Below are 25,181 nucleotides of genomic sequence, written 5' to 3' on the forward strand. Positions count from 1 at the left end.
TCTATTTAGAATCCTGCCCCATGAAAACGAACATTCCTGCAGTACAACTAATCACGATTTCTGATGACGAAGCCGGTCAGCGAATCGACAATTTTCTACTTGCCCGCTTAAAAGGCGTGCCGAAGAGCATGATTTATCGCATAGTGCGCAAGGGCGAGGTGCGCGTTAATAAAGGACGCATCAAGGCGGAATACAAGCTGGCCCCTGGTGATGTGGTGCGTGTGCCGCCAGTGCGTGTTGCTGAGCGTGAGGAAGCACCTGTCTCGGCCAAACTCGATAAAGTGGCCGCGCTGGCCAATTGCATTTTGTATGAAGACGATCACCTGCTATTGCTGAATAAACCCTCCGGCACTGCGGTGCATGGCGGTAGCGGCCTGAGCTTCGGTGTCATCGAAGCTTTGCGCGCGTTGCGCCCGGAAGCCCGCTTCCTGGAGTTGGTTCACCGTTTGGACCGCGATACCTCGGGCGTGCTGCTGGTGGCGAAAAAACGTTCTGCGTTGCGCTCCTTGCATGAGCAACTGCGCTTGAAAGGGATGCAGAAGGATTATTTGGCACTGGTGCGCGGTGAGTGGCAGTCGCATTGCAAAGCGGTGCAGGCACCGTTGCTGAAAAACATTCTGCAGAGCGGTGAACGGATCGTGCGTGTCAGCAGCGAAGGCAAGCCATCGGAAACCCGCTTCAAGGTGGAAGAACGTTTTGAGCATGCGACGCTGGTCAAGGCCAGCCCGATCACCGGGCGTACTCACCAAATCCGCGTTCACGCACTGCACGCCGGCCATCCAATAGCCTTTGACGATCGTTATGGCGATCGTGAGTTCGATCGCCAATTGGCGGGGACCGGGCTCAAACGTTTGTTCCTGCACGCAGCGGCGTTGCGGTTCGAACATCCGGGCACCGGCGAAACCATGCGTATCGAAGCACCGATGGACGCAGAGTTGCGCCACTGCCTGCAGGTATTGCGCAAGCAGTCCAAACCGCAGTAAACCGTATTTTATGCCAGCGGGTTGATGCCTTCAGCCCGCAGCATCTCCAGTAGCGCGATCAACGGCAGGCCGATCAACGCATTCGGATCCCGCCCCTCCAGTTTTTCGAACAGCGCGATGCCCAAACCTTCGCTTTTAAAGCTGCCCGCGCAGTTGAGTGGCTGCTCAAGGCGGATATAGGCGGCGATTTCAGCGTCACTCAGCGCACGGAAGTGCACGTGAAAGGGTTCGCAAAGCACTTGCAGGTGTTTGCTATGGCTGTTGTATAACGCAAGGCCGGTATAAAAGGTGACCCTTTGGCCGCTGGCCTGGCGTAATTGCGCGTGGGCATTTTCTTCGGTGTGTGGTTTCCCGGTGATTTTATCGTCGATCACGCAGACCTGATCGGAGCCGATAATCAGGTGGTCGGGGTAGGCGGCGGCCAATGCCTGGGCCTTTGCCGTTGCCAATCGCAGCACCAGCGCTTCGGCGCTTTCCCCAGCCAGTGGGGTTTCATCGACCTGGGGAGCATCACAGATAAAAGGCAGATGCAGTTTTTCCAACAGCATCTTGCGGTAGGGCGAAGTGGAGGCAAGCAGGAGTCTTTGCATAATTTTTTTCTTAAACCGTAGCGTAAATAGAGTAGGCATTTTAAACTGTCCGCCGCTGAGGAAGCGAATATTGGTGAAAGGTGCCGTTTTACGGCCTTTTTCTTTGACTCTAAGTCGTTACAAAGTTAATATGCGCGCCCTATGCAAAAGGTAAAATTACCCTTGACCATTGATGCGGTACGTACCGCTCAGAAACGCCTGGATTATGTTGGTTCCTATGCGCCTGAGCAGGTTACTCGTGTCGCCGCCTCTGTGGTCAGTGTGGACAGTGATGTTGAGGTCTCGTTATCCTTTGATATTGATAACCAGCGCCTCGCGGTGATAACAGGGCATGCGGACGTCCAGGTAATGCTGATGTGCCAACGCTGTGGAGTCCCGTTTGAACATCATGTTCACACAACATATTGTTTTAGCCCGGTCGTCAATGATGAGCAGGCTGAGGCATTACCGGGAGCGTATGAGCCGATCGAAGTCGATGAGTTTGGCGAAGTCGATCTGCTGGCAATGATTGAAGACGAAATTATTCTTTCACTGCCTGTCGTCCCGGTACATGAATCTGAACACTGTGAAGTGTCCGAAGCGGATATGGTGTTTGGCAAACTGCCTGAAGAGGCGGAGAAACCAAATCCATTTGCCGTATTAGCCAGTTTAAAGCGTAAGTAATCAAGGAGTAAGGTCCATGGCCGTACAACAAAATAAACCAACCCGTTCCAAGCGTGGCATGCGTCGTTCACACGATGCTCTGACCACCGCCACTTTGTCTGTTGATAAAGCATCTGGCGAGACTCACCTGCGTCACCATATCACTGCCGACGGTTTCTACCGCGGTCGCAAGGTTATCGGCTAAGTAGCGATACCTTGACTCGTCTAACCCTGGCGTTAGATGCAATGGGCGGGGACTTCGGTCCCTGCGTCACAGTGCCTGCTTCATTGCAGGCACTGGCCTCTAATTTACAGCTTCATCTTCTGCTGGTCGGCAATCCCGACACCCTCTCTCCCTTACTTGCCAAAGCCGATCCGGTTCTTCTGGAACGTTTGCAAGTTGTGCCCGCTGAATCTGTGATTGCCGGCGACGCCAAACCCTCACAAGCGATACGCGCCAGCCGCGGTTCTTCCATGCGCATTGCGCTGGAACTGACTAAAAACGGCGATGCGCAAGGTTGTGTCAGCGCAGGGAATACTGGTGCGTTGATGGGCTTGGCGAAAATGCTGCTCAAGCCGCTGGACGGTATTGAACGGCCGGCGCTGATGACGGTGATCCCTCATCAGCTGGGGGGTAAAACCGTGGTGCTGGATCTGGGCGCCAACGTCGAATGCGACAGTACCATGCTGGTGCAGTTCGCGGTGATGGGAGCGGTGATGGCCGAAGAGGTGGTGGGGATTGCGCAACCTCGCGTGGCGCTGCTGAATATTGGTGAAGAAGAAACCAAAGGCCTGGATAATATCCGCGAAGCGGCCGCCGTGCTAAAAAATACTCCGGCAATCAACTATATTGGTTACCTGGAAGGCAACGATCTTCTCACCGGTAAAACCGATGTGTTGGTCTGCGACGGTTTTGTGGGTAACGTCACCCTGAAGACCATGGAAGGGGTGGTAAGAGTATTTTTATCGCTGCTGAAATCATCCGGAGACGGTGGCAAGCAGGCGTGGTGGTTAAAATTGTTGGGCCGTTGGTTGCAAAAACGGGTGGTAAAGCGGTTCGGCCACCTGAACCCCGACCAGTATAATGGCGCATGTCTGTTAGGATTGCGCAGCACCGTAATCAAGAGCCACGGCGCTGCAAACCCACACGCGTTTGCAGTGGCAATCGAACAGGCTGTGCAGGCGGTGCAGCGGCAAGTCCCTGACAGGATTGCTGCGCGCCTTGAAGCTGTATTACCTAAGAGTGACTGATCGTACATGTATACAAAGATTCTCGGTACGGGGAGTTATTTACCCGTACAAGTGCGCACCAACGCTGACCTTGAAAAAATGGTGGATACCTCTGACGAATGGATCGTCTCACGTACGGGTATCCGTGAACGCCGTATTGCCGCCGCTGATGAAACAGTCGCGACGATGGGCTTCCATGCTGCTGAAAAAGCGCTGGAAATGGCAGGTGTGGCTAAAGAAGACATCGGGCTGATCGTTGTGGCGACCACCACCTCGAGCCACGCATTCCCAAGTTCTGCCTGCCAGGTGCAGCAGATGCTGGGCATTAAAGACTGCGCGGCATTCGATCTGGCTGCGGCCTGTGCCGGTTTCACCTATGCGTTGAGCGTCGCCGATCAGTATGTTAAAAACGGCGCGGTGAAGCATGCTCTGGTGATCGGCGCAGACGTGTTGTCACGCACGCTGGATCCGGAAGATCGCGGCACTATCATTCTGTTTGGTGATGGCGCAGGCGCGGTGCTGTTGGGGGCTTCTGAAGAGCCGGGCATTTTGTCGACCCATCTGCACGCCGACGGCAGCTACGGCGGTTTGTTGACCTTGCCGTTCAAGGATCGTCAGGATCAGGACAAGCCGGCCTATGTCACCATGGCGGGTAATGAAGTCTTCAAGGTTGCGGTTACCGAACTGGCTCACATCGTTGATGAAACGCTGCAGGCCAATAATCTGGATCGCAGCGCGCTGGACTGGCTGGTGCCGCACCAGGCCAATTTGCGCATTATCAGCGCGACGGCGAAAAAATTGGGTATGGGGCTGGATAAAGTGGTAGTGACGCTCGATCGTCACGGTAACACCTCTGCCGCCTCGGTCCCTGCAGCGCTAGACGAAGCGGTGCGTGATGGGCGAATTCAACGCGGCCAACTGGTGCTGCTGGAAGCCTTTGGCGGCGGCTTTACCTGGGGCTCGGCGCTGGTTCGTTTCTGATATAACAGGAAGAAAAAATGACGCAATTTGCTTTTGTTTTTCCAGGCCAAGGGTCACAGACTCTGGGCATGCTGGCCGATTTGGCCGCTCAATATCCGATCGTTGAAGCGACCTTCAGCGAAGCCTCTTCCGTCCTGGGTTACGACCTGTGGCAGCTGGTGCAGCAAGGGCCGGCGGAAGAACTGAACAAAACTTGGCAGACGCAGCCGGCATTGCTGGCCGCTTCCGTAGCGATTTTCCGCGTCTGGCAGCAGCAGGGCGGCAAAACGCCGGCCATCATGGCTGGCCATAGCTTGGGTGAATACTCGGCATTGGTGTGTGCGGGCGTGCTGGATTTCCAGGCGGCTATTCGTCTGGTTGAGCTGCGCGGCAAACTGATGCAGGAAGCGGTGCCGGAAGGCACTGGCGCGATGTCCGCCATTATCGGCCTGGACAACGCAGCCATTGCCAAGGCTTGTGAAGAGTCTGCCCAAGGGCAGGTTGTTTCACCGGTGAACTTTAACTCACCGGGCCAGGTGGTGATCGCCGGTAACAAAGAAGCGGTTGAACGTGCAGGTGCGGCCTGTAAAGCCGCTGGCGCCAAGCGTGCGTTGCCGTTGCCGGTGAGCGTGCCTTCGCACTGCGCACTGATGAAACCGGCTGCAGACAAGCTGGCTGTGGCGTTGCAGGAGATTACCTTCAACGCACCGCAGGTCTCAGTGGTAAATAACGTAGACGTGCGTACCGAAACCGATCCAGAAGCGATCCGCAGTGCTCTGGTGCGCCAGTTGTACAGCCCGGTACGTTGGACCGAAAGCGTAGAGTTTATGGCGGCACAGGGCGTTACCTTGCTGCTAGAGGTTGGTCCGGGCAAAGTTCTGACCGGTCTGACTAAACGTATTGTTGACACCCTGACGGCGGGGGCGGTTAATGACGCGCCCAGCCTGACAGCGGCGCTTGAACAATAAAGAGGAAAACAATGAGCTTCGAAGGTAAAGTTGTTCTGGTCACCGGTGCCAGCCGGGGTATTGGCCGGGCTATTGCAGAAACGTTTGTGGCACGTGGCGCCAAAGTCATCGGCACCGCCACCAGTGAAAGCGGCGCTGAGGCTATCAGCAGCTACCTGGGTGCAAACGGCAAAGGGTTCGCATTGAATGTGGTCGATGCTCAATCTATCGACAGCGTTCTGGCATCTATTCGTGCTGAATTTGGCGAAATCGACATTTTAGTGAATAATGCCGGTATTACGCGTGATAACCTCCTGATGCGTATGAAGGACGACGAGTGGCAGGATATCCTGAACACCAATCTGACTTCCGTATTCCGTCTGTCAAAAGCGGTAATGCGAGCTATGATGAAAAAGCGGTTTGGCCGTATCATCACCATCGGTTCCGTAGTTGGTACCATGGGGAATGCAGGGCAGGCTAATTACGCGGCGGCTAAAGCTGGTCTGATTGGTTTTAGTAAGTCTTTGGCACGCGAAGTTGCTTCGCGTGGCATTACGGTCAACGTCGTGGCACCTGGCTTTATTGAGACGGACATGACTCGGGCGTTGACAGATGATCAGCGTGCAGGCATTTTGTCATCAGTTCCAGCCAATCGGCTGGGGGATGCTAAAGAAATCGCCAGCGCTGTTGCATTTTTAGCCTCTGATGAGGCTGGCTACATCACCGGTGAAACGTTACATGTCAATGGCGGCATGTACATGATTTAAAAAATGCGAAAACTATTTGCGTTATTTGGGGTAAAAACCGCAGAATAGCGTAAAATCGTGGTTTGACCAGCCGGGATTTAGTTGCATCTTTTTCAACATTTTATACACTACGAAAACCATCGCGAAAGCGAGTTTTGATAGGAAATTTAAGAGTATGAGCACTATCGAAGAACGCGTTAAGAAAATCATTGTTGAGCAATTGGGTGTTAAACAGGAAGAAGTTTTAAATAACGCTTCTTTCGTTGAAGATCTGGGTGCTGATTCTCTTGACACCGTTGAGCTGGTAATGGCTCTGGAAGAAGAGTTCGACACAGAGATTCCAGACGAAGAAGCTGAGAAAATCACTACTGTTCAGGCAGCTATTGATTTCATCAACGCCAGCCAGCAGTAAGAGAACATATCTAGGCGGTCACTCGACCGCCTAAGTTTTTTCTATCCCTAGTGTCATATTTTCCCTCCTTGGAGGACAAACGTGTCTAAGCGTCGAGTAGTTGTGACCGGACTGGGCATGTTGTCTCCTGTCGGCAATACGGTAGAGTCCACATGGACAGCTCTTCTTGCCGGTCAGAGTGGCATCAGCCTGATCGACCATTTCGATACCACAGCCTATGCGACCAAGTTTGCTGGCCTGGTAAAGAATTTTAATTCAGAGGATTTCATCTCACGCAAAGATGCGCGCAAGATGGACGCCTTTATTCAATACGGTATCGCTGCCGGCATGCAAGCCATGCAGGATGCACAATTGGATATCACCGAGGCTAACGCCAGCCGCATTGGTGCCGCTATCGGCTCTGGCATCGGCGGCCTGGGTTTGATTGAAGAGAACCACAGTTCACTGGTTAACGGTGGCCCACGGAAAATCAGTCCGTTCTTTGTGCCGTCAACCATCGTAAACATGATTGCAGGCCATCTGACCATCATGTACGGCATGCGTGGCCCGAGTATTTCGATCGCCACCGCCTGTACTTCAGGTGTGCATAACATTGGCCATGCCGCGCGTATCATTGCTTACAATGATGCCGACGTCATGTTGGCCGGTGGGGCAGAGAAAGCCAGTACTCCGTTGGGTGTCGGTGGCTTCGGCGCAGCACGCGCGTTGTCGACCCGTAACGAAGATCCTCAAGCGGCCAGCCGCCCATGGGACAAAGACCGTGACGGTTTTGTTCTGGGTGACGGTGCCGGTATGATGGTGCTGGAAGAGTACGAACATGCCAAAAAACGCGGTGCCAAGATTTATGCTGAAGTTGTCGGCTTTGGGATGAGCAGCGATGCTTATCACATGACGTCTCCCCCTGAGAATGGTGCGGGTGCGGCGCTGGCGATGGAAAATGCATTGCTTGATGCCGGTGTGACTACGTCACAAATTGGTTATATCAATGCGCACGGGACTTCAACGCCGGCCGGTGACAAAGCCGAAACGCAGGCGGTGAAGTCGGTATTTGGCAGCGATGCACAGCGCGTGATGGTCAGCTCGACCAAATCGATGACCGGCCACCTGTTGGGTGCCGCAGGCGCGATTGAGTCGATCTTCACCGTTTTGGCATTGCGTGACCAGGCAGTTCCGCCAACCATCAACCTGGATAATCCGGATGAAGGTTGTGATTTGGACTTTGTTCCGCATGAGGCTCGCCAGGTGAGTGATATGCAGTTCACGCTGTGTAACTCCTTCGGCTTCGGCGGCACCAACGGTTCACTGATCTTCCGCAAGGTATAATGCCTCTGCTGGCAGACGGTAAAAAAGCCCGGTTTTTTAAACCGGGCTTTTTTTATGGCGCGACCGCGACTCGGAAAGCTCTGCTTGTTGGCTCTGTAGCCAAACGGCAAGCTGCTGCTAACGGCACCTGCGCCTGTTATTCTGTAGTGATACCAAAGCGGTCAGGGGGAGTCTATGTACTGGATTAATGGGCATCAACACGATGTGTTAGCACCAAGCGATCGCGGCTTGCAGTTTGGTGACGGCTGTTTCACTACCGCCCGGGTGACTGAGGGGAAAATAGACCTGCTGCCCTGGCATATCGAGCGGCTACAGTTGGCAGCGCAGCGGTTGATGCTGCCGCCTTGCGACTGGAACGCTTTGAAAGATGAAATGGTGCGCGCGGCAGAATCTATCCCTTTGGGCGTGGTCAAAGCGATACTGACACGCGGCAGCGGTGGCAGGGGATACAGCCCGCAAGGGTGTGAGGCCCCCACACGCATAGTCTCTCGTAGCACCTATCCCATGCACTATTTGCCATGGCGAGAGCAGGGCATCAGCCTGACGCTCAGCCCGGTAGCGCTGGGACGCAACCCGCTGTTGGCTGGGCTGAAGCATTTGAATCGTTTGGAGCAGGTGTTGATCCGCACGCATCTTGACCAGACAACCGCCGACGAGGCGCTGGTGCTTGACACTGCCGGTATGCTGGTGGAATGCTGTGCGGCTAATTTGTTCTGGCGTAAGGGAAAAGCAGTATTTACGCCAGATTTAAGCCAGGCAGGCGTGGCTGGGTTGATGCGTCGCCGGGTTATTGAGCTGCTGGCGGGCAGTGAATACTCGCTGCATTGTGTCAGCGAACCTCTAGAGACGCTGGCCGATGCTGAAGAAGTGCTGGTGAGCAATGCGTTAATGCCGTTGCTGCCGGTCAATACTGTGCAATCATGGTGTTACCCTTCACGCCAACTTTATGATGTTTTGCGCCCACACTGTTAACGATGGCTGATTGATGAAGAAAAGAAAGCTGAAGTTCGTTTCTATTATTGTTGTTCTGGTATTGGGCCTGCTGTTTTGGGGCTACCAGAAGGTTGAACGCTTCGCGGATACGCCATTGGCGATCCAGCAGGAAGCCATTTTCAAACTGCCGGCAGGGACCGGTCGGGTGGCCCTGGAGGGGCTGCTGGTGCGAGACAAACTGATCCGCAATGGCCAGTGGTTCCCATGGTTGTTGCGCCTGGAGCCGGAATTAGCCGAGTTTAAGGCCGGAACCTATCGCTTTACGCCGGGTATGACGGTGCGTCAAATGCTTAAACTGTTGGCCAGCGGTAAAGAAGCCCAATTCAGCGCACGCTTTATTGAAGGCTCCCGCCTGCGGGACTGGCTGCTGGTGCTGCAACAGTCAAAATACCTCAAGCATACCTTGGCTGGTAAAAGCGAGGCGGAAATTGCCGAGGCGCTGGGCTTGCCAGAAGGCGCCAACCCGGAAGGGCGGCTGTACCCGGATACCTATCTGTACACCGCAGGCATGACCGATATGGCCCTGTTGAAGCGTGCCCACCTGCGTATGATTAAAGCGCTGGAGAGCGCCTGGCTGGGCCGTGAAGCCAACCTGCCTTACAAAACGCCGGAAGAGTTGCTGACCATGGCCTCAATCATTGAGAAAGAGACTGCGGTGCCGGAAGAACGAACCAAAGTGGCCTCGGTATTCATTAATCGCCTGCGTATTGGCATGCGTCTTCAGACCGACCCGACGGTGATCTACGGTATGGGCGAGGCTTATAATGGCAATATTACCCGCAAGGATTTGGAAACGCCGACGCCGTACAACACCTACGTGATCAATGGTCTGCCGCCAACGCCGATTGCCATGCCGAGCCAGGCTTCACTGGAAGCCGCTGCCAAGCCGGCGAAGACGCCTTATTTGTACTTTGTTGCCGACGGTAAGGGCGGGCATCAATTTACCACTAACCTGGCCAGCCATAATCAGGCGGTGCGTGCCTATCGCCAGGCGTTAAAGGAAAAGAATGAAAAGTAAATTCGTGGTTATCGAAGGGCTTGAAGGTGCGGGCAAAACGACTGCACGCGATACCGTAGTCGACGTACTGCGCGAGCACGGCATCAACGACATTGCATTTACCCGTGAACCTGGCGGTACGCCGCTGGCGGAAAAGCTGCGCGACCTGTTCAAACGCGGCGTGGATGGTGAATTGCCGACCATCAAGGCCGAGGTACTGATGCTGTATGCGGCTCGTGTACAGTTGGTGGAAACGGTGATCAAACCGGCGTTGGCACGTGGCGCCTGGGTGGTTGGCGATCGTCACGACCTGTCTTCTCAAGCCTACCAGGGCGGCGGTCGGGGTGTGGATCAACAACTTATGGCCTCGCTACGTGACACGGTATTAGGGGATTTTCGTCCTGACCTGACGCTTTACCTGGATTTGCCGCCGATAGTGGGTCTGCAGCGTGCCCGAGCACGGGGCGAACTGGATCGTATCGAGCAGGAAGCACTGCCATTCTTTGAACGTACCCGCGCACGTTATCAGGAGTTGGCGGCGCAAGATGCGTCCATCATCACCGTAGATGCTTCTCAATCGCTTGACCAGGTGACGGCGACGATTCGTCATTGCGTCAGCCAATGGTTACAGCAGCAGGAAGGCGTGTAATGAACTGGTACCCGTGGCTGAATACCCCTTACCGGCAGTTGGTCGGGCAATATGCTACCGGGCGCGGACATCACGCTCTGTTATTGCATGCTGCTGTGGGCCATGGTGAGGATGCGCTGGCTTATGGCCTGAGCCGTTGGCTGATCTGCCAACGTCGCAACGGTGAGAAAAGCTGCGGTGAATGCCATAGCTGCCGGTTGATGCTGGCGGGAAATCACCCGGATTACCATGTGTTGACGCCGGAAAAAGGTAGAAGCAGCCTGGGGGTGGAACCCATCCGCCAGCTGATTGATGTCCTTTATTCTCATGCGCAGCAGGGCGGTGCCAAGGTGATTTGGTTGCCACAGGCGGAGTTGCTGACCGAGGCTGCCGCTAATGCCCTGTTGAAAACGCTGGAAGAACCGCCGGAAAAAACCTATTTTCTGCTGAGCTGCCGCGAGCCATCACGGTTGCTGGCGACGTTACGCAGCCGTTGTTTGTACTGGCATCTCGCCAGTCCGGACGAACCGCTCAGCCTGCAATGGCTGAATCGACAGACGCCGGGTAATCAGGTTGATCTCCTGACTGCCTTGCGCCTGCATGACGGTGCGCCGTTGGCCGCAGAGCAATTGCTACAGCCGGAACGTTGGCAACAGCGTAGCGTGTTGTGCACGGCCCTGAGCGCCGCTTTGCCGCAGCACGACATGTTGTCGTTGTTGCCGGTATTGAATCACGAAGACGTTGCTGAGCGGCTTCACTGGCTATGTTCATTGCTGATGGACGCCATGAAGTGGCAGCAGGGTGCCGCCAGCTTTGTTCTGAACCAGGATCAGCAACCGCTGGTGCATCAACTGGCCAGCCGTCTGAGCAGTACGTCGCTGCAGCAAGCCGTGCAGCAATGGCTGCATTGTCGCCATCAGTTGCTTGGTGTCGTCGGCGTTAACCGTGAACTGCTGCTGACCGAACAGTTACTTGGCTGGGAGCAGTTGCTTGGCGCTACCGGCTATTCTCACCCCCATTCGCTGTAAAAGAGTTAAATATTATGTTGTTAGTAGATTCTCATTGTCACCTCGACGGCCTGGATTACCAAACGCTGCATCAAAATGTGGATGATGCTTTGGCGAAGGCCAAAGCGCGCGACGTCGGTTACGTGCTGGCGGTGGCCACCACTTTGCCGGGCTATCAGGCGATGACGCAATTGATTGGCCAACGCGATGACGTGGCCTTCTCCTGCGGGGTGCATCCGCTCAATCTGGAAGGTGGCTACGACTACGCTGAGCTGCGCCGTTTGGCAGCAGCAGAGCAAGTGGTGGCACTGGGTGAAACCGGGCTGGACTACTTCTATCAGAAAGACAATCTTGAGTTGCAGCAAGAGTCGTTCCGTGAACATATTCGTATCGGTCGCGATCTGAACAAGCCGGTGATCGTGCATACCCGCGATGCGCGAGAAGACACACTGGCTATTCTGCGTGAAGAAAATGCCCAGGACTGTGGCGGTGTGCTGCACTGCTTCACCGAAGATTGCGCTACCGCAGAGGCGTTGCTGGATCTGGGGTTCTACATTTCTTTCTCCGGAATCCTGACCTTCCGCAATGCAGAACAACTGCGTGAAGTGGCGCGCTATGTGCCGCTGGATCGTATTCTGGTGGAAACCGACTCACCGTATCTGGCTCCGGTGCCGCATCGCGGCAAAGAAAACCAACCTGCCTATGTGCGTGATGTGGCTGAATACATGGCGGTATTGAAGGGTGTGAGCCTGGAAACACTGGCCGAAGCCACCACCGCCAACTTTTCACGCTTATTTCACATCGAACTCTAATCTTTGACCTAGGCTATAGCTGTGATTAACGAAATCTGAATTCTTTTTAAGCTCGTAATTAATTGCCGAAACGGGTAATGTTCTCACCCGTTTTTCGGGCGAAGTGCGGGCGTTTTTCGCTCATTTTTACCAAAAAATAGGCGATGTAAGAAAAATACCCGGTTTTGTTCATCGAAACGTGACTGTCATCAAACATTGCGCAGTCTATTTATTTTACTCTGCGTAATAATTCAAGGGGTGCTCAGACACCCTGAATTGCAGGGGTTTTTCTCCCCCCCTTGCAACGCGAAGAATCGCGAAAAGTAGCAAAGCACTATTACTCAGGAGCACACTCAACTATGTTCAAGAACGCATTTGCAAACCTGCAAAAAGTAGGTAAGTCGCTAATGCTGCCGGTATCCGTATTGCCTATCGCAGGTATCCTGCTGGGCGTCGGTTCCGCCAACTTTAGCTGGCTACCGGCGGTAGTCTCACACGTGATGGCGGAAGCCGGCGGTTCCGTTTTCGCCAACATGCCGCTGATTTTTGCCATCGGTGTTGCCCTGGGCTTCACCAATAACGACGGCGTCTCCGCGTTAGCTGCGGTAGTGGCTTACGGCATCATGGTGAAAACCATGGCGGTGGTTGCACCGCTGGTACTGCACCTGCCGGCTGAAGAAATTGCGGCCAAACACCTGGCGGATACCGGTGTGCTCGGGGGGATTATCTCCGGCTCCATCGCGGCCTATATGTTTAACCGTTTCTTCCGCATTCAGTTGCCGGAATATCTGGGCTTCTTTGCCGGTAAGCGCTTTGTGCCGATTATCTCCGGCCTGGCGGCAATCGTTCTGGGCGTAGTGCTTTCCTTTATCTGGCCTCCAATCGGTACGGCTATCCAGACCTTCTCCCAGTGGGCGGCTTATCAGAACCCGGTAGTGGCGTTTGGTATCTACGGCGTGGTTGAACGTTCGCTGGTGCCGTTCGGTCTGCACCATATCTGGAACGTGCCGTTCCAAATGCAAATTGGTGAATACACCAACGCAGCGGGCCAGGTGTTCCACGGCGATATTCCACGTTATATGGCGGGTGACCCAACTGCGGGTAAACTGTCCGGTGGCTTCCTGTTCAAAATGTACGGTCTGCCTGCTGCGGCGATTGCCATCTGGCACTCAGCCAAGCCGGAAAACCGCGCTAAAGTCGGCGGTATCATGATCTCCGCTGCGCTGACCTCTTTCCTGACCGGTATCACCGAGCCGATCGAGTTCTCCTTCATGTTCGTTGCGCCGATCCTGTACGCAATCCATGCCATCCTGGCTGGCCTGGCGTTCCCGATCTGTATCCTGTTGGGGATGCGTGACGGCACCAGCTTCTCACACGGTCTGATCGACTTTATCGTCCTGAGCGGCAACAGCAGCAAAATCTGGCTGTTCCCAATCGTCGGTATCATCTACGGTCTGGTGTACTACACCATCTTCCGCGTGCTGATTGCCAAGCTGGATCTGAAAACCCCAGGCCGTGAAGATACGGTTTCTGAGCAGGTTGCGCAGGGCGGTTCCGAAATGTCTGCGGCGCTGGTTCAGGCCTTTGGCGGTAAAGATAACATCACCAACCTAGATGCCTGTATCACCCGTCTGCGCGTTAGCGTGGCGGACGTGAGCAAGGTTGACCAGGCTGATCTGAAAAAACTGGGTGCTGCCGGCGTCGTTGTCGCAGGCTCGGGCGTTCAGGCTATCTTTGGTACCAAATCTGACAACCTGAAAACCGATATGGACGAATACATCCGTAATCATTAATTCAGGCAGGGGAGTTTTGAGGGAGGCGAAAGCCTCCCTTTTTTATTGGCGAGAATTTATTTTACTGCGTGCTTTTGCAGATACTGTTCAAACACCGCCAGGGTGTCGTTAGAAATGTGATGTTCAATCCCTTCGCTGTCCAGCTCCGCCGTTTCATTCGGTACTCCCAGGCATACCAGCAGATCAACCACAATCCGGTGGCGACGCCGTACCTTCTGCGCCAATTGTTCACCTTCTTCGGTCAGAAAAACCCCACGATAAGGGCGTGACTCCACCAGACCGGCACTTTTCAGTCGGGCGATGTTTTTGATCGCGGTAGGGTGCGATACGCCGAAGCGTTTGGCGATATCCGTGGTCCTGGCTTCGCGGGTGGTGACCAGCAGGTCGGCGATCAGCTCAACATAGTCCTCGATCAGCGCATTGGATTGCGCCTCACGAGCGCGGGTGAAGCGCAGGGCATGTTCAGCCTCATCCGGCATTTCAGCCACCACGGGGCGTTCGGCGTCGTCTGGTGCGCTTGTTGCCATAGTCGGAGACGTCCTTTAAACGATAAACCAGTAAGTTGCAGGTTAATGCAGTCCCGCCATACGTTAGTCCAAAGACGACGCATTATCAATTCGGCTGGCGTATTCGATGACAAGATGACAATAAGAAATATTTGTACACAAAGGCAGTTAATCTTCCATTTTGCATAAAGTGTAGCCGATGCTACATTGCTGTGAGTGTTGGGTGAAAAATAACCAGAAAAAGATTGAGGGTAAATCATGCGTGATGCGGCAACCACCACATCGTTAACCGAACGAACCAATGCGGCAATAGGTAACGCACTTGCCGGGCGCAAGCGTGGTGCATTCACGCCGCTACTGTTCGCCGGGCCAGCTGTGATTGCCTCTATTGCCTATATGGACCCGGGTAATTTCGCCACCAATATTCAGGCCGGTTCGAAATACGGTTACAGCCTGCTGTGGGTGGTGGTGATGGCTAACCTGATCGCCATGTTGTTTCAGGCGTTGTCGGCCAAGCTGGGTATCGTCACCAGTCGTAATCTGGCAGAGATGTGCCGCGACCAATTTTCTCGTCCGGTGGTCATTGGTATGTGGCTGCTCAGTGAGGTAGCGGCAATGGCTACCGATCTGGCGGAGTTTCTGGGCGGTGCGATAGCGCTGGCATTACTGTTCCATATGCCGCTGCTGCCAGGAATGGGAGTGACGGCGGTGATCACCTATGCCTTGCTGATGGTTGAGAAGAAAGGCTTTCGTCCGGTGGAACTGATGATTGGCGGCCTGGTCGCGGTGATTGCGCTGTGTTATCTGGTCGAAATGTTTATCGTACCGGTCGATTGGGCGGCAGCGGGCATTGGTATGGTTACCCCGCAATTGCCGGATGCACAGGCGCTGACTATTGCCGTCGGTATCATTGGTGCCACCGTGATGCCGCATGCCATCTTCCTTCACTCGGGCCTGACCCAGCACCGTGCGCCGGGCAGTGACAGCGGCGAGCGCCGTAAATTGCTACGTTTTTCCAACATTGAGGTGGTGATTGCGCTGTCTATCGCCGGGTTGGTGAATATCGCCATGGTGATTATGGCCTCCAGCGCCTTCCATGCCGGTAACAGTGATGTGGCTGAAATTGGTACGGCCTACCACACGCTGACGCCACTGTTTGGCGCCGCCGCCGCCGGTATCTTCCTGATGTCGTTGATTGCCTCCGGTATTTCCAGCTCGGTGGTGGGTACCATGGCGGGCCAGATGATCATGCAGGGGTTTGTCGGTTTCCGCATTCCGGTCTGGATACGCCGCATGGTGACCATGATCCCGGCGTTCATCGTGGTTGCGTTAGGGGTTAATGCCACCGATGCACTGGTTTACAGCCAGGTGGTACTGAGTCTGGCGCTGCCGGCGCCGATGATTGCTTTAGTGATGTTCACCCGCCGTCGCGACATTATGGGCGAATTTGTCAATAGTCGCCTGACCAGCCTGGTGTCAATTATCGGGACGGTGATTATTCTTTTGCTCAACATGGTGTTACTGCTGCAGACCTTCGGCGTTGCTATTCCCGGTCTGGGCTGACCGATAAGCCGTGCAGTCTCGCTGTCACGGCTTTTGACTAAGGGTAACCCCTGGTAACTTGCCGCGAGTTATTACAAATTCCCCACGCCACCGTCGATCAGCAACTCACTGCCTACCATAAAGGCGGACTCGTCAGACGCCAAAAACACCGCCGCCTTGGCTAATTCCAGCGCCGTGCCCATGCGGCCAATCGGCACCAGTGTGCGGATCTCGTCGCGCAGTATTTGCTCATCGGCATCCTTCAACCCGAGCTTGCCCAGCTCTGGGGTTTCTGTCGGGCCGACGCTCGACTCGTTAGTCAACTGGATGCGTGCGCACGCACCACAGTTGATAGAAGATTAGTCACCAATGCCCGGCGGGTTGATGGTTGAGTGTGAGATCTTCTCATCGTGTTCGCCCCAACGATCCAGCACCTGCCCATACTCGCCACTGGCGATCACCCCATTGATGGCGGCGTTGATGGCCGCAACCAGGCCGTTATCTTTTTTGGTGGTCACTGCCACATAGGCCACGTTCGGTCCAATCCCGACCATTTTGGTTTTGCCGGTCAGTGCCGCTTTGTAGGTGCCGGTAGAGTGGGGGCCGAAGAATGCATCGGTGCGTCCAGACTGAATGCTCAGGTTAGCAGCGGCGTCATCGGTGACATAAATCGGCTTCACCGGTGCCAGGCCGTTTGCGCGGTTCTGTTTATCCCAACCAAGCAGGACATTTTCCTGATTGGTTCCCGAGCCGACAATAACCCGTAGCCCGGCAATGTCCGCAGGTTGGTTGATGGAGGTGATTTTGCTGGCGGATTTCACATAAAAACCCAGCGTATCCACGCGGTAGGTGGCGAAATCAAACCTGGTTTTGCGCAGCTTGGTGACGGCAATATTGAAAATAGCGGCATCGTATTTGCCCGAGCTGATCCCGAGTGGCCAGTCTTCCCAGGAGGTAGGCACCAGATTCAGTTCCAGCCCCAGGCTGTCCGCCACCAGTTGTGCAATATCCGGATCGCTGCCAATCAGCGTTTTATTGTCTTCGGCAAACAGCGCCAGTGGCGGAGAATTTTCAGACGCCACCGCTACGGTCAGCTTGCCCGGTACGGCGAAAGGGTAATTAGCCGGGATCAGTGCCATCGCGGCTGGGTTTTTTGCTGCACGCAAATGTTGCTGATTAGCCTGCAGGTCAATAATGCTTTTGGTTTCAGCCGCTGCATGGCCGCACAGCAGCAGCGCGCCCAGCACCAGGGTTTTGCATCGCATGTTTTCACCTATCCTTTTTTAATCATAGGGTTACTATTGGCGGCGGCAACAGACAAGTAAAGCAACAATAGTGAATAACCAAAGTGAAAAAAATCAGATGAATGCCGCGGGCAACGCTGACATCGGCGAGATTTCCCTGAATGGTTGTCTGATTCTGCATCACTCAACGCGGAAAGTGCGCAATCAGGTTGAAAGCAGTAGAATTTGTCACTCATACTGCGTACAGCTTATTTTCCTCTACAAGGAACGCCAGATGGCCGAAGAAACGATTTTCAGTAAAATTATCCGCCGTGAAATCCCTGCTGATGTGGTCTACCAGGACGAACTGGTCACCGCTTTCCGTGATATTTCACCTCAGGCCCCGACCCATATTCTGATCGTACCCAATGTGCTGATCCCCACCATCAACGACGTTACTGTTGAGCACGAAGCCGCTCTGGGCCGTATGATCACCGCCGCCGCCAGGATCGCCGAGCAGGAAGGTATCGCCGAAGACGGCTACCGCCTGATTATCAATTGCAACCGTCATGGCGGCCAAGAGGTCTATCATATTCATATGCATTTGGTCGGTGGCCGCTCATTGGGGCCGCTGCTGTCACGCTAATTGAGGAAAATAATGCGCTATAGCAAAACCCTGCGTTGTCTGATGACGCTGACGTTGCCCGCCATCATACTGATGGGCTGTAGTAGCCCGCGTGGCATTGCGGTTAACGAACGCCAGACGGTAGTGATGGATTCGCCGGTGCTGACCGCGGGCATTCTGGCTGACAATCCGTCGATTTCGAATGCTTCCGGACGAGTGATGGCGACCTCGGAGCTCAGCAACAGTCAACCAACGCCGGTTACGGTGCGCTATCGCTTCTACTGGTATGACGATCAGGGGCTGGATATCCGGCCTTTTGAAGCGCCGCGCACCATCACTATTGCGCCAAATTCAGACGCCACTATTTACTCGCTCAATGGCAACCTCGATGCCAAGCGCGTGCGTCTGTATTTATTCTTGTAAACTCTTGGTTCATTGAGAGAGGGATTAATGAAAAAGTATCTATTTGTCGCGCTGGCCGCGTTGGTATTAACCGGCTGTCTGTCGCGCCCACCGGAACCGGAACAACCGCAACCGCCGGTAACCGTTGAGCCGGTAACGCCACCGGTGACCGAAGAACCGCAGCCACCGGTGACTGAACCTGTCCCGCAACCGCCAAAGATCCAGCAGCTCGATTGGCTGAGCAGCGTACAGCCGCTGGTCAATCAGATGCTGAAAGCTGATGGCGTTAATCCGGGCAGCGTGTTGCTGCTCGACAGCGTGAAGAACAACACCAACGGTGCGTTGCAGACTGCGAAAGCGACTTCCGCACTGCACAAGGCTTTGGCATCAAATAAAACCTTCACCATCGTGCCGGAAGCGCAGTTGGTTACTGCCAAACAGACGCTGGGCCTGTCGGCAGATGACAGCCTGGGTTCACGCAGCAAGGCGATTGGTCTGGCGCGTATCGTTAGCGCGCAGTATGTGCTGTACAGCGACGTCAGTGGTGATGTGAAGTCACCTACGCTGGATATGCAATTGATGCTGGTGCAAAGTGGTGAAATCGTCTGGTCAGGCAATGGCGCCGTTACACACTGAAGCCGAACTGCGAAGACTGATTGAGCACGAACTGCCGGCGGTGAAAACCGCCGGTTGTCGTTTTAGCCCGGTGCAGGGCCTGACCGGCGAAAGTTGGCGTATTGAAGGCGAAGGTGTGCAACTGTTGGCGCGTCAGCAAAGCCCAGAGAAAAGCGCGCTGGGCGTCAGTCGTCGGCGTGAGGCGCGGGTGTTATCTCGTGTCGGTAAGGACATCGGCCCACAGGTTTTAGCGCAAAATAATCAGTGGATTATTTTGCAATGGCTTAATGGTGACGTTGTCACTTCAGCGGATTTTGCTCGGTTGAATGAGGGAGGCCGCCTGGCTGAGTTGATGGCCGGTTTACATCAACGGCCGCCCTGTGGTTACCCGCTGAGCCTGCATCGACAGTTTACTCGTTACTGGCAGCAGCTGGATCCCCGACGCCTGACACCCGCCTGGTTAAAGCTGCATCAGCGTTTTCTGCGCTGTCGGTCCCCAGCGCCGCTAAAACTGGCTCCCCTGCATATGGATATTCATCCGGGCAATCTGATCGCACAGGGTCAAGGTTTGCGGCTGATTGACTGGGAGTATGCGGCCGACGGGGATATCGCGCTGGACATCGCCGCACTGTTTCGCAGCAATGCCTGGTCGCCAGCCGAACAACAGCAATTTTTACGGCATTATGCCCGCATCGGCTACTCAAATTTACCTCTGCTGAGCGCACAGGTGCAGCGTTGGTTGCCGTGGGTAGATTATCTGATGCTGTTATGGTTTGAAGTGCGCTGGCAACAAACCGGCGATCCCGAATTTTGCGTTGGGGCGCAGTGTTGCACCGGCGTTTTTGTTTAACATCCCCATGTTCTGAATAAAGTGAAGTGAGGTGGCCGTGGGCCCAGTAATGTTAGATGTCGCCAGCTATGAGCTGGACGCGGAAGAACGTGAGATCCTGAAACACCCGCTGGTGGGTGGCCTGATCTTGTTCACCCGCAATTTCCACGATGCGCAACAGCTGCGTGAGCTGGTACGCCAAATCCGCGAGGCTTCTCACCATCGGCTGGTGGTGGCTGTGGATCAGGAAGGCGGCCGCGTGCAGCGCTTCCGGGAAGGTTTCACCCGTCTGCCAGCAGCGCAGTCTTTCGCCGCATTAAACGAAGCGCATGAGGGCGGGCGTCTGGCACAGGAAGCCGGTTGGCTGATGGCGGCGGAAATGATCGCGCAGGATATCGATATCAGCTTCGCGCCGGTGCTGGATATTGGCCACGTCAGCGCGGCGATTGGCGAGCGCTCGTTCCACAGCGATCCGCAACAGGCGCTGATGATGGCCGAGCGTTTCATTCAGGGCATGCACAGCGCCGGAATGAAAACCACCGGCAAGCATTTCCCTGGCCACGGTGCCGTCAGTGCGGATTCGCACAAAGAAACCCCCCGCGATCCGCGCCCGTTGGCTGAGATCCGCGAACATGATATGGCGATCTTCCGTGAATTGATTAACCGTCAGTTGCTGGACGCCGTGATGCCGGCACACGTCATCTATACTGAAGCAGACCCACGTCCGGCCAGCGGCTCGCCTTACTGGCTGAAACAGATCCTGCGCCAGGAATTGGGTTTTGACGGCGTTATCTTCTCGGACGATCTGTCAATGGAAGGGGCGGCGATTATGGGGAGTTATGCCGAGCGCGGCCAGGCCGCATTGGATGCGGGCTGCGACATGATCCTGGTATGTAATAGCCGTGCAGGGGCGGTCAGCGTGCTGGATAACCTGTCCCCGGTCAAAGCAGAGCGGGTGAAACGGTTATATCATCGCGGTCAGTTCACCCGTCAGGAGCTGCGTGACTCTGCGCGCTGGCAACAGGCGCATAAAGAGTTGAATGCGCTCAGCGAACGCTGGGAAGAGCACAAGCAGCGTAATGCGGGGTGAACCCAGGACGTCGTAGTGCGGCGTAAATGATGAGGGCTGCGGCGCGGCCCTCTGTTTGTTGCGAGGATCCAGATGATTATCTATTTACATGGCTTTGATTCCACCAGTCCCGGCAATCATGAGAAGGTGTTACAGCTGCAGTTTATCGATCCTGACGTACGCTTTATCAGTTACAGCACTTTGCACCCACGCCATGACATGCAGCATTTGTTGAAAGAAGTGGACAAGGCGGTTCAGCAGGGCGGCGACAAACATTCGCTGATCTGCGGGGTGGGCCTCGGGGGTTTTTGGGCCGAACGTATCGGCTTTCTGTGCGGTATCCGCCAGGTGATCTTCAACCCCAATTTGTCTCCTGAACAACATATGCAAGGCAAAATCGACCGGCCGGAAGAGTATCGCGATATCGCCACCAAGTGCGTCGAGGACTTCCGTGAGAAAAATCGCGATCGCTGTCTGGCGGTGCTTTCCCGCCACGACGAGGTGCTGGACAGCCAACTCAGTGCTGAACTGTTGCACAAGTACTATGAAATTGTCTGGGATGAACAGCAGACCCACAAGTTTAAAAACCTGTCGCCACATCTGCAGCGCATCAAGGCATTCAAGACCCTGCCTTAACAGTTTCATAACGCCTGAAAGCGCCGCAATGATTGTCCTTAACAGGCAAAAATTGCGGCATTTTTTTACCTAAAAGCCCCGTTTTTCCCATTGGGGGACAAAATTTAAAACTGTGATCTCGCGCTAACTATTTGAATCACAATCCTCAAAATTTCCCTTCGTCCAGGCTTTAACCAAAAAAGTTTGATGTACATCAATTTTGGTATGACCAAATAACCCCACATGCTATTCTGGCTTCAGATAGCAGGTTTATTTTAAGCGAACCCTATGTATTCTAAGGATATTATTTATTTACCCTTAGGTAACAATTGGTTCACATTTAGGGGGTCATTTTGACAACGCCAAAGAAAAAAATCGTCATTGTCGGCGGTGGTGCCGGTGGTCTGGAACTGGCGACCAGCCTGGGCCATAAACTCGGTCGTAAGCACAAAGCAGAAATCACGCTGGTAGACCGCAATCACAGCCATCTGTGGAAGCCTTTGCTTCATGAAGTAGCAACCGGTTCCCTTGATGACGGCGTCGACGCGCTGAGCTACCTGGCACACGCACGCAATCACTCTTTCAACTTCCAGTTGGGCTCGCTGACCAACATTAATCGCGAAACGCAAACCCTGCAGTTGGCGCAAATTTGCGACGAGCACGGTGCTGAACTGGTTCCTGCACGCGAACTGCCTTACGACATCCTGGTAATGGCGCTGGGTAGCACCTCTAACGATTTCGGTACTGCCGGCGTGAAAGATCACTGTATCTTCCTGGACAACCCCCACCAGGCACGTCGTTTCCACAACGAAATGCTGAACCTGTTCCTCAAGTTCTCTGCACAGCCGGGGCAAAAAGAGCGGGTGAATATCGCCATCGTCGGCGGTGGTGCCACCGGTGTGGAACTGTCTGCAGAGCTGCATAACGCGGTGAAGCAACTGCACAGCTATGGTTTTGAGGGCCTGGACAACAGCGCACTGAATGTGACGCTGGTCGAAGCGGGCGAGCGTATTCTGCCTGCGTTGCCGCCGCGTATTTCGGCCGCTGCGCATCAGGAACTGAACAAGCTGGGTGTACGCGTATTGACCAACACCATGGTTACCAGCGCGGATGCCAAAGGTCTGAATACCAAGGGCGGCGAATTTATCGATGCCGATCTGATGGTGTGGGCGGCCGGTATCAAGGCACCGGATTTTATGAAGGACATCGGCGGTCTGGAAACCAACCGCATTAATCAGCTGGTGGTGGAACCTACGCTGCAGAGCACGCGCGATCCGAATATCTTCGCTATCGGTGACTGTGCCTCCTGTCCGAAAGAGGGCGGTGGTTTTGTGCCACCACGCGCCCAATCGGCGCACCAGATGGCATCACGCTGCTTCACCAACATTCTGGCGCTGATGAACGGCCAGACGCTGAAGCCTTACGTGTATAAAGACCATGGTTCGCTGGTGTCTCTGTCCCGTTTCAGCACCGTTGGCAGCCTGATGGGCAACCTGATGCGTGGTTCGATGATGGTAGAAGGCCGCATTGCGCGCTTCGTCTACATCTCGCTGTACCGCATGCACCAGGTGGCTTTACACGGGTATATTAAAACCGGCCTGATGATGTTGGTCGGCGGTATCAATCGGGTGATCCGCCCGCGGTTGAAAATGCACTAACAGTTGCCGATCTTGACCCACCCACGCCGGTTCGCCCGCGTGGGTTTTTTTATGCCGCTCCCCGTGCGATAGGGCAGTGACGGGCTGATTGTTCAGCACAATGTCCCGTGAGTATGGGTAAAAGTCTTAAGATTCCTCCTAAACACTGGGGCTAAGGGCGATTTTCAGCATCATTGGTCGCATTGTCTTATTGCGAGGTTCTGGAACATTGTGCAGACTTTATCTTGTTTACAGACGGCGCGTCGCGCACGCCGTAAACCGGAATACCACGTGCCGCCAATGCGCAAAATAATAAGCGCGGTGCAATGTCGGTAAAATCCCCGGTACAAATGCGTGGTAACACTTTCAGGAGGATTTCCTGTGAACAAGTCAATGTTAGCCGGTGTGGGTATTGGTATTGCAGCAGCACTGGGTATTGCTGCGGTGGCCAGTCTTGATGTTTTTTCTTCTGGTCCGCAATACGCGCAGGTAATTGCTGCAACGCCGATCAAAGAAACCATCAAAACACCGCGTCAGGAATGCCGCAATGTGACCGTCACTCATCGTGCGCCAGTGCAGGATGAGAACCGCATTGCCGGTTCGGTTCTGGGTGCAGTAGCCGGTGGCGTTATTGGCCATCAGTTCGGCGGCGGTCGTGGTCGTGATGTGGCGACGGTGGTGGGTGCCTTGGGCGGCGGTTACGCCGGTAACCAGGTGCAGGGTGCGATGCAGAATAACGACAGCACCACCAGCACGCAGCAGCGTTGCAGAACGGTCTACGACAAATCACAGAAAATGCTGGGTTACGACGTGACCTACAAGATTGGCACTCAGCAGGGCAAGATCCGCATGGATCACGATCCCGGCACCCAGATCCCGCTGGATAAAAGCGGCCAACTGGTGCTGAACAAAGCCTAATCAACAGACAAGAATTAAACCCGCGGACAGTGCTAGTTCCAATCGTTTAACGCAGTTAAGCGAGCGGCATTAATATTGACGCGGGTTTCTGCATTCTATACCCGTCGCCTTTCAAGTTGCAGCGTTGTTACCTGCACTCAGTTATGTGGCCCGTCCATGGGCCACACCCCTTTGGGGCCGCTGCTAGCAGCGTTCAAATCTGCTCCCGGCAGATTTGTCATCCCAGTTACTTACTTAAGTAAGCGCCTGGGGATGAGTGAGCTGGGCGCCTAGCTGCAACGTGAAATTCATTGGGTATAATGTCGGTAGGTTTTCCCCGCAGGCCAGTTCTGACGCGATTCCCGACCTAATGTATCCGTGCGATTTATCCGGGCATACCTTCAATAGTGCAACAGTGTTTGTTATATTATTGTGCAGTTGAGTGGGTGTGATGACGTCATCTCACACCGGCCCAGTCCAGGCATTTGGTCTCCCGGAGACAGAGATAAAAACATGTTAGATTTTCGCTTTCCGACTGCAATGCAAATGGTACTTAGCGTGGCCGTGGCTGAGAAGCTGGGCGTGCGTTCGACCAGTGCGGTGCTTGCCGCCGGTCTGGAAGCCAACCCGAGTTTTATCCGCAAGCTGATGGTGCCACTGACCAAAAATGGCATCATTGTTTCGACCTTGGGCCGTAACGGTTCGATTCACCTGGGCCGCCCGGCGGAGCAGATCACCTTGCGGGATATCTATCTGGCCGTTATTGATGATAAACGCATTTGGGCCGCCCGACCGGAAGGGCCGGCGCGTTGCCTGGTCAGTGCCAACGCCTGCTGGTATTTCAAGTCGGTGGTAAACGAGGTGGAAGAGGCATCGCTGAACGTACTGGCGGGCTACACGGTAGCGGATTCTCTGGCAGAGTTGGAACGGGGCGATAAGCGAGCCTGCGCGGCCTATGCAATGCAAGACAAGAAAGACGAAGAGACAGCAGAAAAATAGTCTGCGGTAGATGCGGTATAAAGAATAAGACAAAGAAAAGCCCGGTATAAAAACCGGGCTTAGGTTGCTGACAAAGCAGGAAAAAGCGTGGTTTTTCCTGCTTTGTGGTGAGCAGCCGAAAATCAATAAATTGATTTTCCTGATTTTTATTTATCGGCCTCTACTCGCTCTGGGCAGAAA

27 protein-coding genes and 2 pseudogenes are annotated in these 25,181 nt (G+C 54.5%); 25 read left to right on the forward strand and 4 right to left on the reverse strand.

Annotated elements, in window-relative coordinates:
- Positions 1 to 20: 20 nt before the first annotated feature.
- The gene (rluC, locus tag ACUTQ5_RS08160; protein WP_445650831.1) at positions 21 to 983 is read left to right on the forward strand and encodes a 23S rRNA pseudouridine(955/2504/2580) synthase RluC; all 963 of its coding nucleotides are present in this window, start codon (positions 21 to 23) and stop codon (positions 981 to 983) included.
- Positions 984 to 991: 8 nt separating this feature from the next.
- On the opposite strand, the gene ACUTQ5_RS08165 is transcribed toward rluC, so the two are convergent.
- Positions 992 to 1,573: a Maf family protein gene (locus tag ACUTQ5_RS08165; protein ID WP_445650832.1), complete on the reverse strand. Its 582-nt coding sequence runs from the start codon at positions 1,571 to 1,573 to the stop codon at positions 992 to 994.
- A gap of 141 nt (positions 1,574 to 1,714) precedes the next feature.
- On the opposite strand from ACUTQ5_RS08165, the gene yceD reads away from it, so the two are divergent.
- The 14 genes from yceD (at position 1,715) to ptsG (ending at position 14,042) form a co-directional block, all read left to right on the forward strand.
- Positions 1,715 to 2,236, forward strand: a complete 522-nt coding sequence (gene yceD, locus ACUTQ5_RS08170; protein WP_012006326.1) for a 23S rRNA accumulation protein YceD — start codon at positions 1,715 to 1,717, stop codon at positions 2,234 to 2,236.
- Positions 2,237 to 2,252: 16 nt separating this feature from the next.
- Positions 2,253 to 2,420: a 50S ribosomal protein L32 gene (gene rpmF, locus ACUTQ5_RS08175; RefSeq protein WP_012006327.1), complete on the forward strand. Its 168-nt coding sequence runs from the start codon at positions 2,253 to 2,255 to the stop codon at positions 2,418 to 2,420.
- Positions 2,421 to 2,431: 11 nt separating this feature from the next.
- On the forward strand, positions 2,432 to 3,466 hold the full coding sequence (gene plsX / locus ACUTQ5_RS08180) for a phosphate acyltransferase PlsX (protein WP_445650833.1): 1,035 nt from the start codon (positions 2,432 to 2,434) through the stop codon (positions 3,464 to 3,466).
- A gap of 6 nt (positions 3,467 to 3,472) precedes the next feature.
- The gene (locus ACUTQ5_RS08185; protein WP_261088858.1) at positions 3,473 to 4,426 is read left to right on the forward strand and encodes a beta-ketoacyl-ACP synthase III; all 954 of its coding nucleotides are present in this window, start codon (positions 3,473 to 3,475) and stop codon (positions 4,424 to 4,426) included.
- Between the two features lie 17 nt (positions 4,427 to 4,443).
- On the forward strand, positions 4,444 to 5,373 hold the full coding sequence (gene fabD, locus ACUTQ5_RS08190) for an ACP S-malonyltransferase (protein WP_445650834.1): 930 nt from the start codon (positions 4,444 to 4,446) through the stop codon (positions 5,371 to 5,373).
- An 11-nt stretch (positions 5,374 to 5,384) separates the two neighbouring features.
- On the forward strand, positions 5,385 to 6,119 hold the full coding sequence (gene fabG, locus ACUTQ5_RS08195) for a 3-oxoacyl-ACP reductase FabG (RefSeq protein WP_020826338.1): 735 nt from the start codon (positions 5,385 to 5,387) through the stop codon (positions 6,117 to 6,119).
- A 154-nt stretch (positions 6,120 to 6,273) separates the two neighbouring features.
- On the forward strand, positions 6,274 to 6,510 hold the full coding sequence (gene acpP, locus ACUTQ5_RS08200) for an acyl carrier protein (protein WP_004719003.1): 237 nt from the start codon (positions 6,274 to 6,276) through the stop codon (positions 6,508 to 6,510).
- An 81-nt stretch (positions 6,511 to 6,591) separates the two neighbouring features.
- Positions 6,592 to 7,833 carry a beta-ketoacyl-ACP synthase II gene (gene fabF / locus ACUTQ5_RS08205; RefSeq protein WP_445650835.1) on the forward strand — a complete coding sequence of 414 codons (1,242 nt, stop codon included), beginning with the start codon at positions 6,592 to 6,594 and terminating at the stop codon, positions 7,831 to 7,833.
- Positions 7,834 to 8,007: 174 nt separating this feature from the next.
- Complete coding sequence (pabC, locus tag ACUTQ5_RS08210; protein WP_445650836.1) at positions 8,008 to 8,805, forward strand: aminodeoxychorismate lyase; 798 nt, start codon at positions 8,008 to 8,010, stop codon at positions 8,803 to 8,805.
- A gap of 13 nt (positions 8,806 to 8,818) precedes the next feature.
- Positions 8,819 to 9,844 (forward strand): endolytic transglycosylase MltG, encoded by a 1,026-nt coding sequence (gene mltG / locus ACUTQ5_RS08215; protein WP_445650837.1) that lies wholly within the window; start codon positions 8,819 to 8,821, stop codon positions 9,842 to 9,844.
- Positions 9,834 to 10,472 carry a dTMP kinase gene (gene tmk / locus ACUTQ5_RS08220; RefSeq protein ID WP_445650838.1) on the forward strand — a complete coding sequence of 213 codons (639 nt, stop codon included), beginning with the start codon at positions 9,834 to 9,836 and terminating at the stop codon, positions 10,470 to 10,472. The genes mltG and tmk overlap by 11 nt, the downstream gene beginning before the upstream one ends.
- Complete coding sequence (holB, locus tag ACUTQ5_RS08225) at positions 10,472 to 11,479, forward strand: DNA polymerase III subunit delta' (protein WP_445650839.1); 1,008 nt, start codon at positions 10,472 to 10,474, stop codon at positions 11,477 to 11,479. The genes tmk and holB overlap by 1 nt, the downstream gene beginning before the upstream one ends.
- Before the next feature lie 14 nt (positions 11,480 to 11,493).
- Positions 11,494 to 12,270 (forward strand): metal-dependent hydrolase, encoded by a 777-nt coding sequence (locus tag ACUTQ5_RS08230; RefSeq protein ID WP_445650840.1) that lies wholly within the window; start codon positions 11,494 to 11,496, stop codon positions 12,268 to 12,270.
- 338 nt (positions 12,271 to 12,608) lie between these two features.
- Entirely contained in the window at positions 12,609 to 14,042 is a 1,434-nt protein-coding gene (gene ptsG / locus ACUTQ5_RS08235) for a PTS glucose transporter subunit IIBC (RefSeq protein WP_445650841.1), read from the forward strand.
- 56 nt (positions 14,043 to 14,098) lie between these two features.
- On the opposite strand, the gene mntR is transcribed toward ptsG, so the two are convergent.
- Positions 14,099 to 14,569, reverse strand: coding sequence for a manganese-binding transcriptional regulator MntR (gene mntR, locus ACUTQ5_RS08240; protein WP_261095170.1), 471 nt, complete (start codon positions 14,567 to 14,569; stop codon positions 14,099 to 14,101).
- A gap of 237 nt (positions 14,570 to 14,806) precedes the next feature.
- On the opposite strand from mntR, the gene ACUTQ5_RS08245 reads away from it, so the two are divergent.
- Positions 14,807 to 16,111: an Nramp family divalent metal transporter gene (locus ACUTQ5_RS08245; RefSeq protein ID WP_445650842.1), complete on the forward strand. Its 1,305-nt coding sequence runs from the start codon at positions 14,807 to 14,809 to the stop codon at positions 16,109 to 16,111.
- Between the two features lie 71 nt (positions 16,112 to 16,182).
- Here the strand turns inward: ACUTQ5_RS08245 and ACUTQ5_RS08250 are convergent.
- Positions 16,183 to 16,407, reverse strand: a pseudogene (locus tag ACUTQ5_RS08250) (SDR family oxidoreductase); the annotation flags it as partial.
- A 42-nt stretch (positions 16,408 to 16,449) separates the two neighbouring features.
- A complete protein-coding gene (locus tag ACUTQ5_RS08255) occupies positions 16,450 to 17,355 on the reverse strand; it encodes an ABC transporter substrate-binding protein (protein ID WP_445650843.1) in 906 nt (301 codons plus the stop codon).
- Positions 17,356 to 17,608: 253 nt separating this feature from the next.
- On the opposite strand from ACUTQ5_RS08255, the gene hinT reads away from it, so the two are divergent.
- The 9 genes and pseudogenes from hinT (at position 17,609) to ACUTQ5_RS08300 (ending at position 25,001) form a co-directional block, all read left to right on the forward strand.
- Positions 17,609 to 17,959: a purine nucleoside phosphoramidase gene (gene hinT / locus ACUTQ5_RS08260; protein ID WP_026142310.1), complete on the forward strand. Its 351-nt coding sequence runs from the start codon at positions 17,609 to 17,611 to the stop codon at positions 17,957 to 17,959.
- A 12-nt stretch (positions 17,960 to 17,971) separates the two neighbouring features.
- Positions 17,972 to 18,361, forward strand: a complete 390-nt coding sequence (locus ACUTQ5_RS08265) for a YcfL family protein (protein WP_445650844.1) — start codon at positions 17,972 to 17,974, stop codon at positions 18,359 to 18,361.
- A gap of 27 nt (positions 18,362 to 18,388) precedes the next feature.
- On the forward strand, positions 18,389 to 18,976 hold the full coding sequence (lpoB, locus tag ACUTQ5_RS08270) for a penicillin-binding protein activator LpoB (protein WP_445650845.1): 588 nt from the start codon (positions 18,389 to 18,391) through the stop codon (positions 18,974 to 18,976).
- Positions 18,957 to 19,825 (forward strand): annotated as a pseudogene (thiK, locus tag ACUTQ5_RS08275) (thiamine kinase). Before lpoB ends, thiK begins: the two are co-directional and overlap by 20 nt.
- 29 nt (positions 19,826 to 19,854) lie before the next feature.
- Positions 19,855 to 20,874, forward strand: a complete 1,020-nt coding sequence (gene nagZ, locus ACUTQ5_RS08280) for a beta-N-acetylhexosaminidase (protein WP_445650846.1) — start codon at positions 19,855 to 19,857, stop codon at positions 20,872 to 20,874.
- Between the two features lie 72 nt (positions 20,875 to 20,946).
- Positions 20,947 to 21,489, forward strand: coding sequence for an alpha/beta hydrolase YcfP (gene ycfP / locus ACUTQ5_RS08285; RefSeq protein ID WP_017892435.1), 543 nt, complete (start codon positions 20,947 to 20,949; stop codon positions 21,487 to 21,489).
- A gap of 332 nt (positions 21,490 to 21,821) precedes the next feature.
- Positions 21,822 to 23,126 carry an NAD(P)/FAD-dependent oxidoreductase gene (locus ACUTQ5_RS08290; protein WP_445650847.1) on the forward strand — a complete coding sequence of 435 codons (1,305 nt, stop codon included), beginning with the start codon at positions 21,822 to 21,824 and terminating at the stop codon, positions 23,124 to 23,126.
- Positions 23,127 to 23,486: 360 nt separating this feature from the next.
- On the forward strand, positions 23,487 to 24,023 hold the full coding sequence (locus ACUTQ5_RS08295) for a glycine zipper 2TM domain-containing protein (protein ID WP_174352701.1): 537 nt from the start codon (positions 23,487 to 23,489) through the stop codon (positions 24,021 to 24,023).
- A gap of 492 nt (positions 24,024 to 24,515) precedes the next feature.
- Positions 24,516 to 25,001, forward strand: coding sequence for an RrF2 family transcriptional regulator (locus ACUTQ5_RS08300; protein ID WP_445650848.1), 486 nt, complete (start codon positions 24,516 to 24,518; stop codon positions 24,999 to 25,001).
- Positions 25,002 to 25,181: the final 180 nt, after the last annotated feature.

This window comes from Serratia sp. NA_112.1 (genome assembly GCF_052691715.1).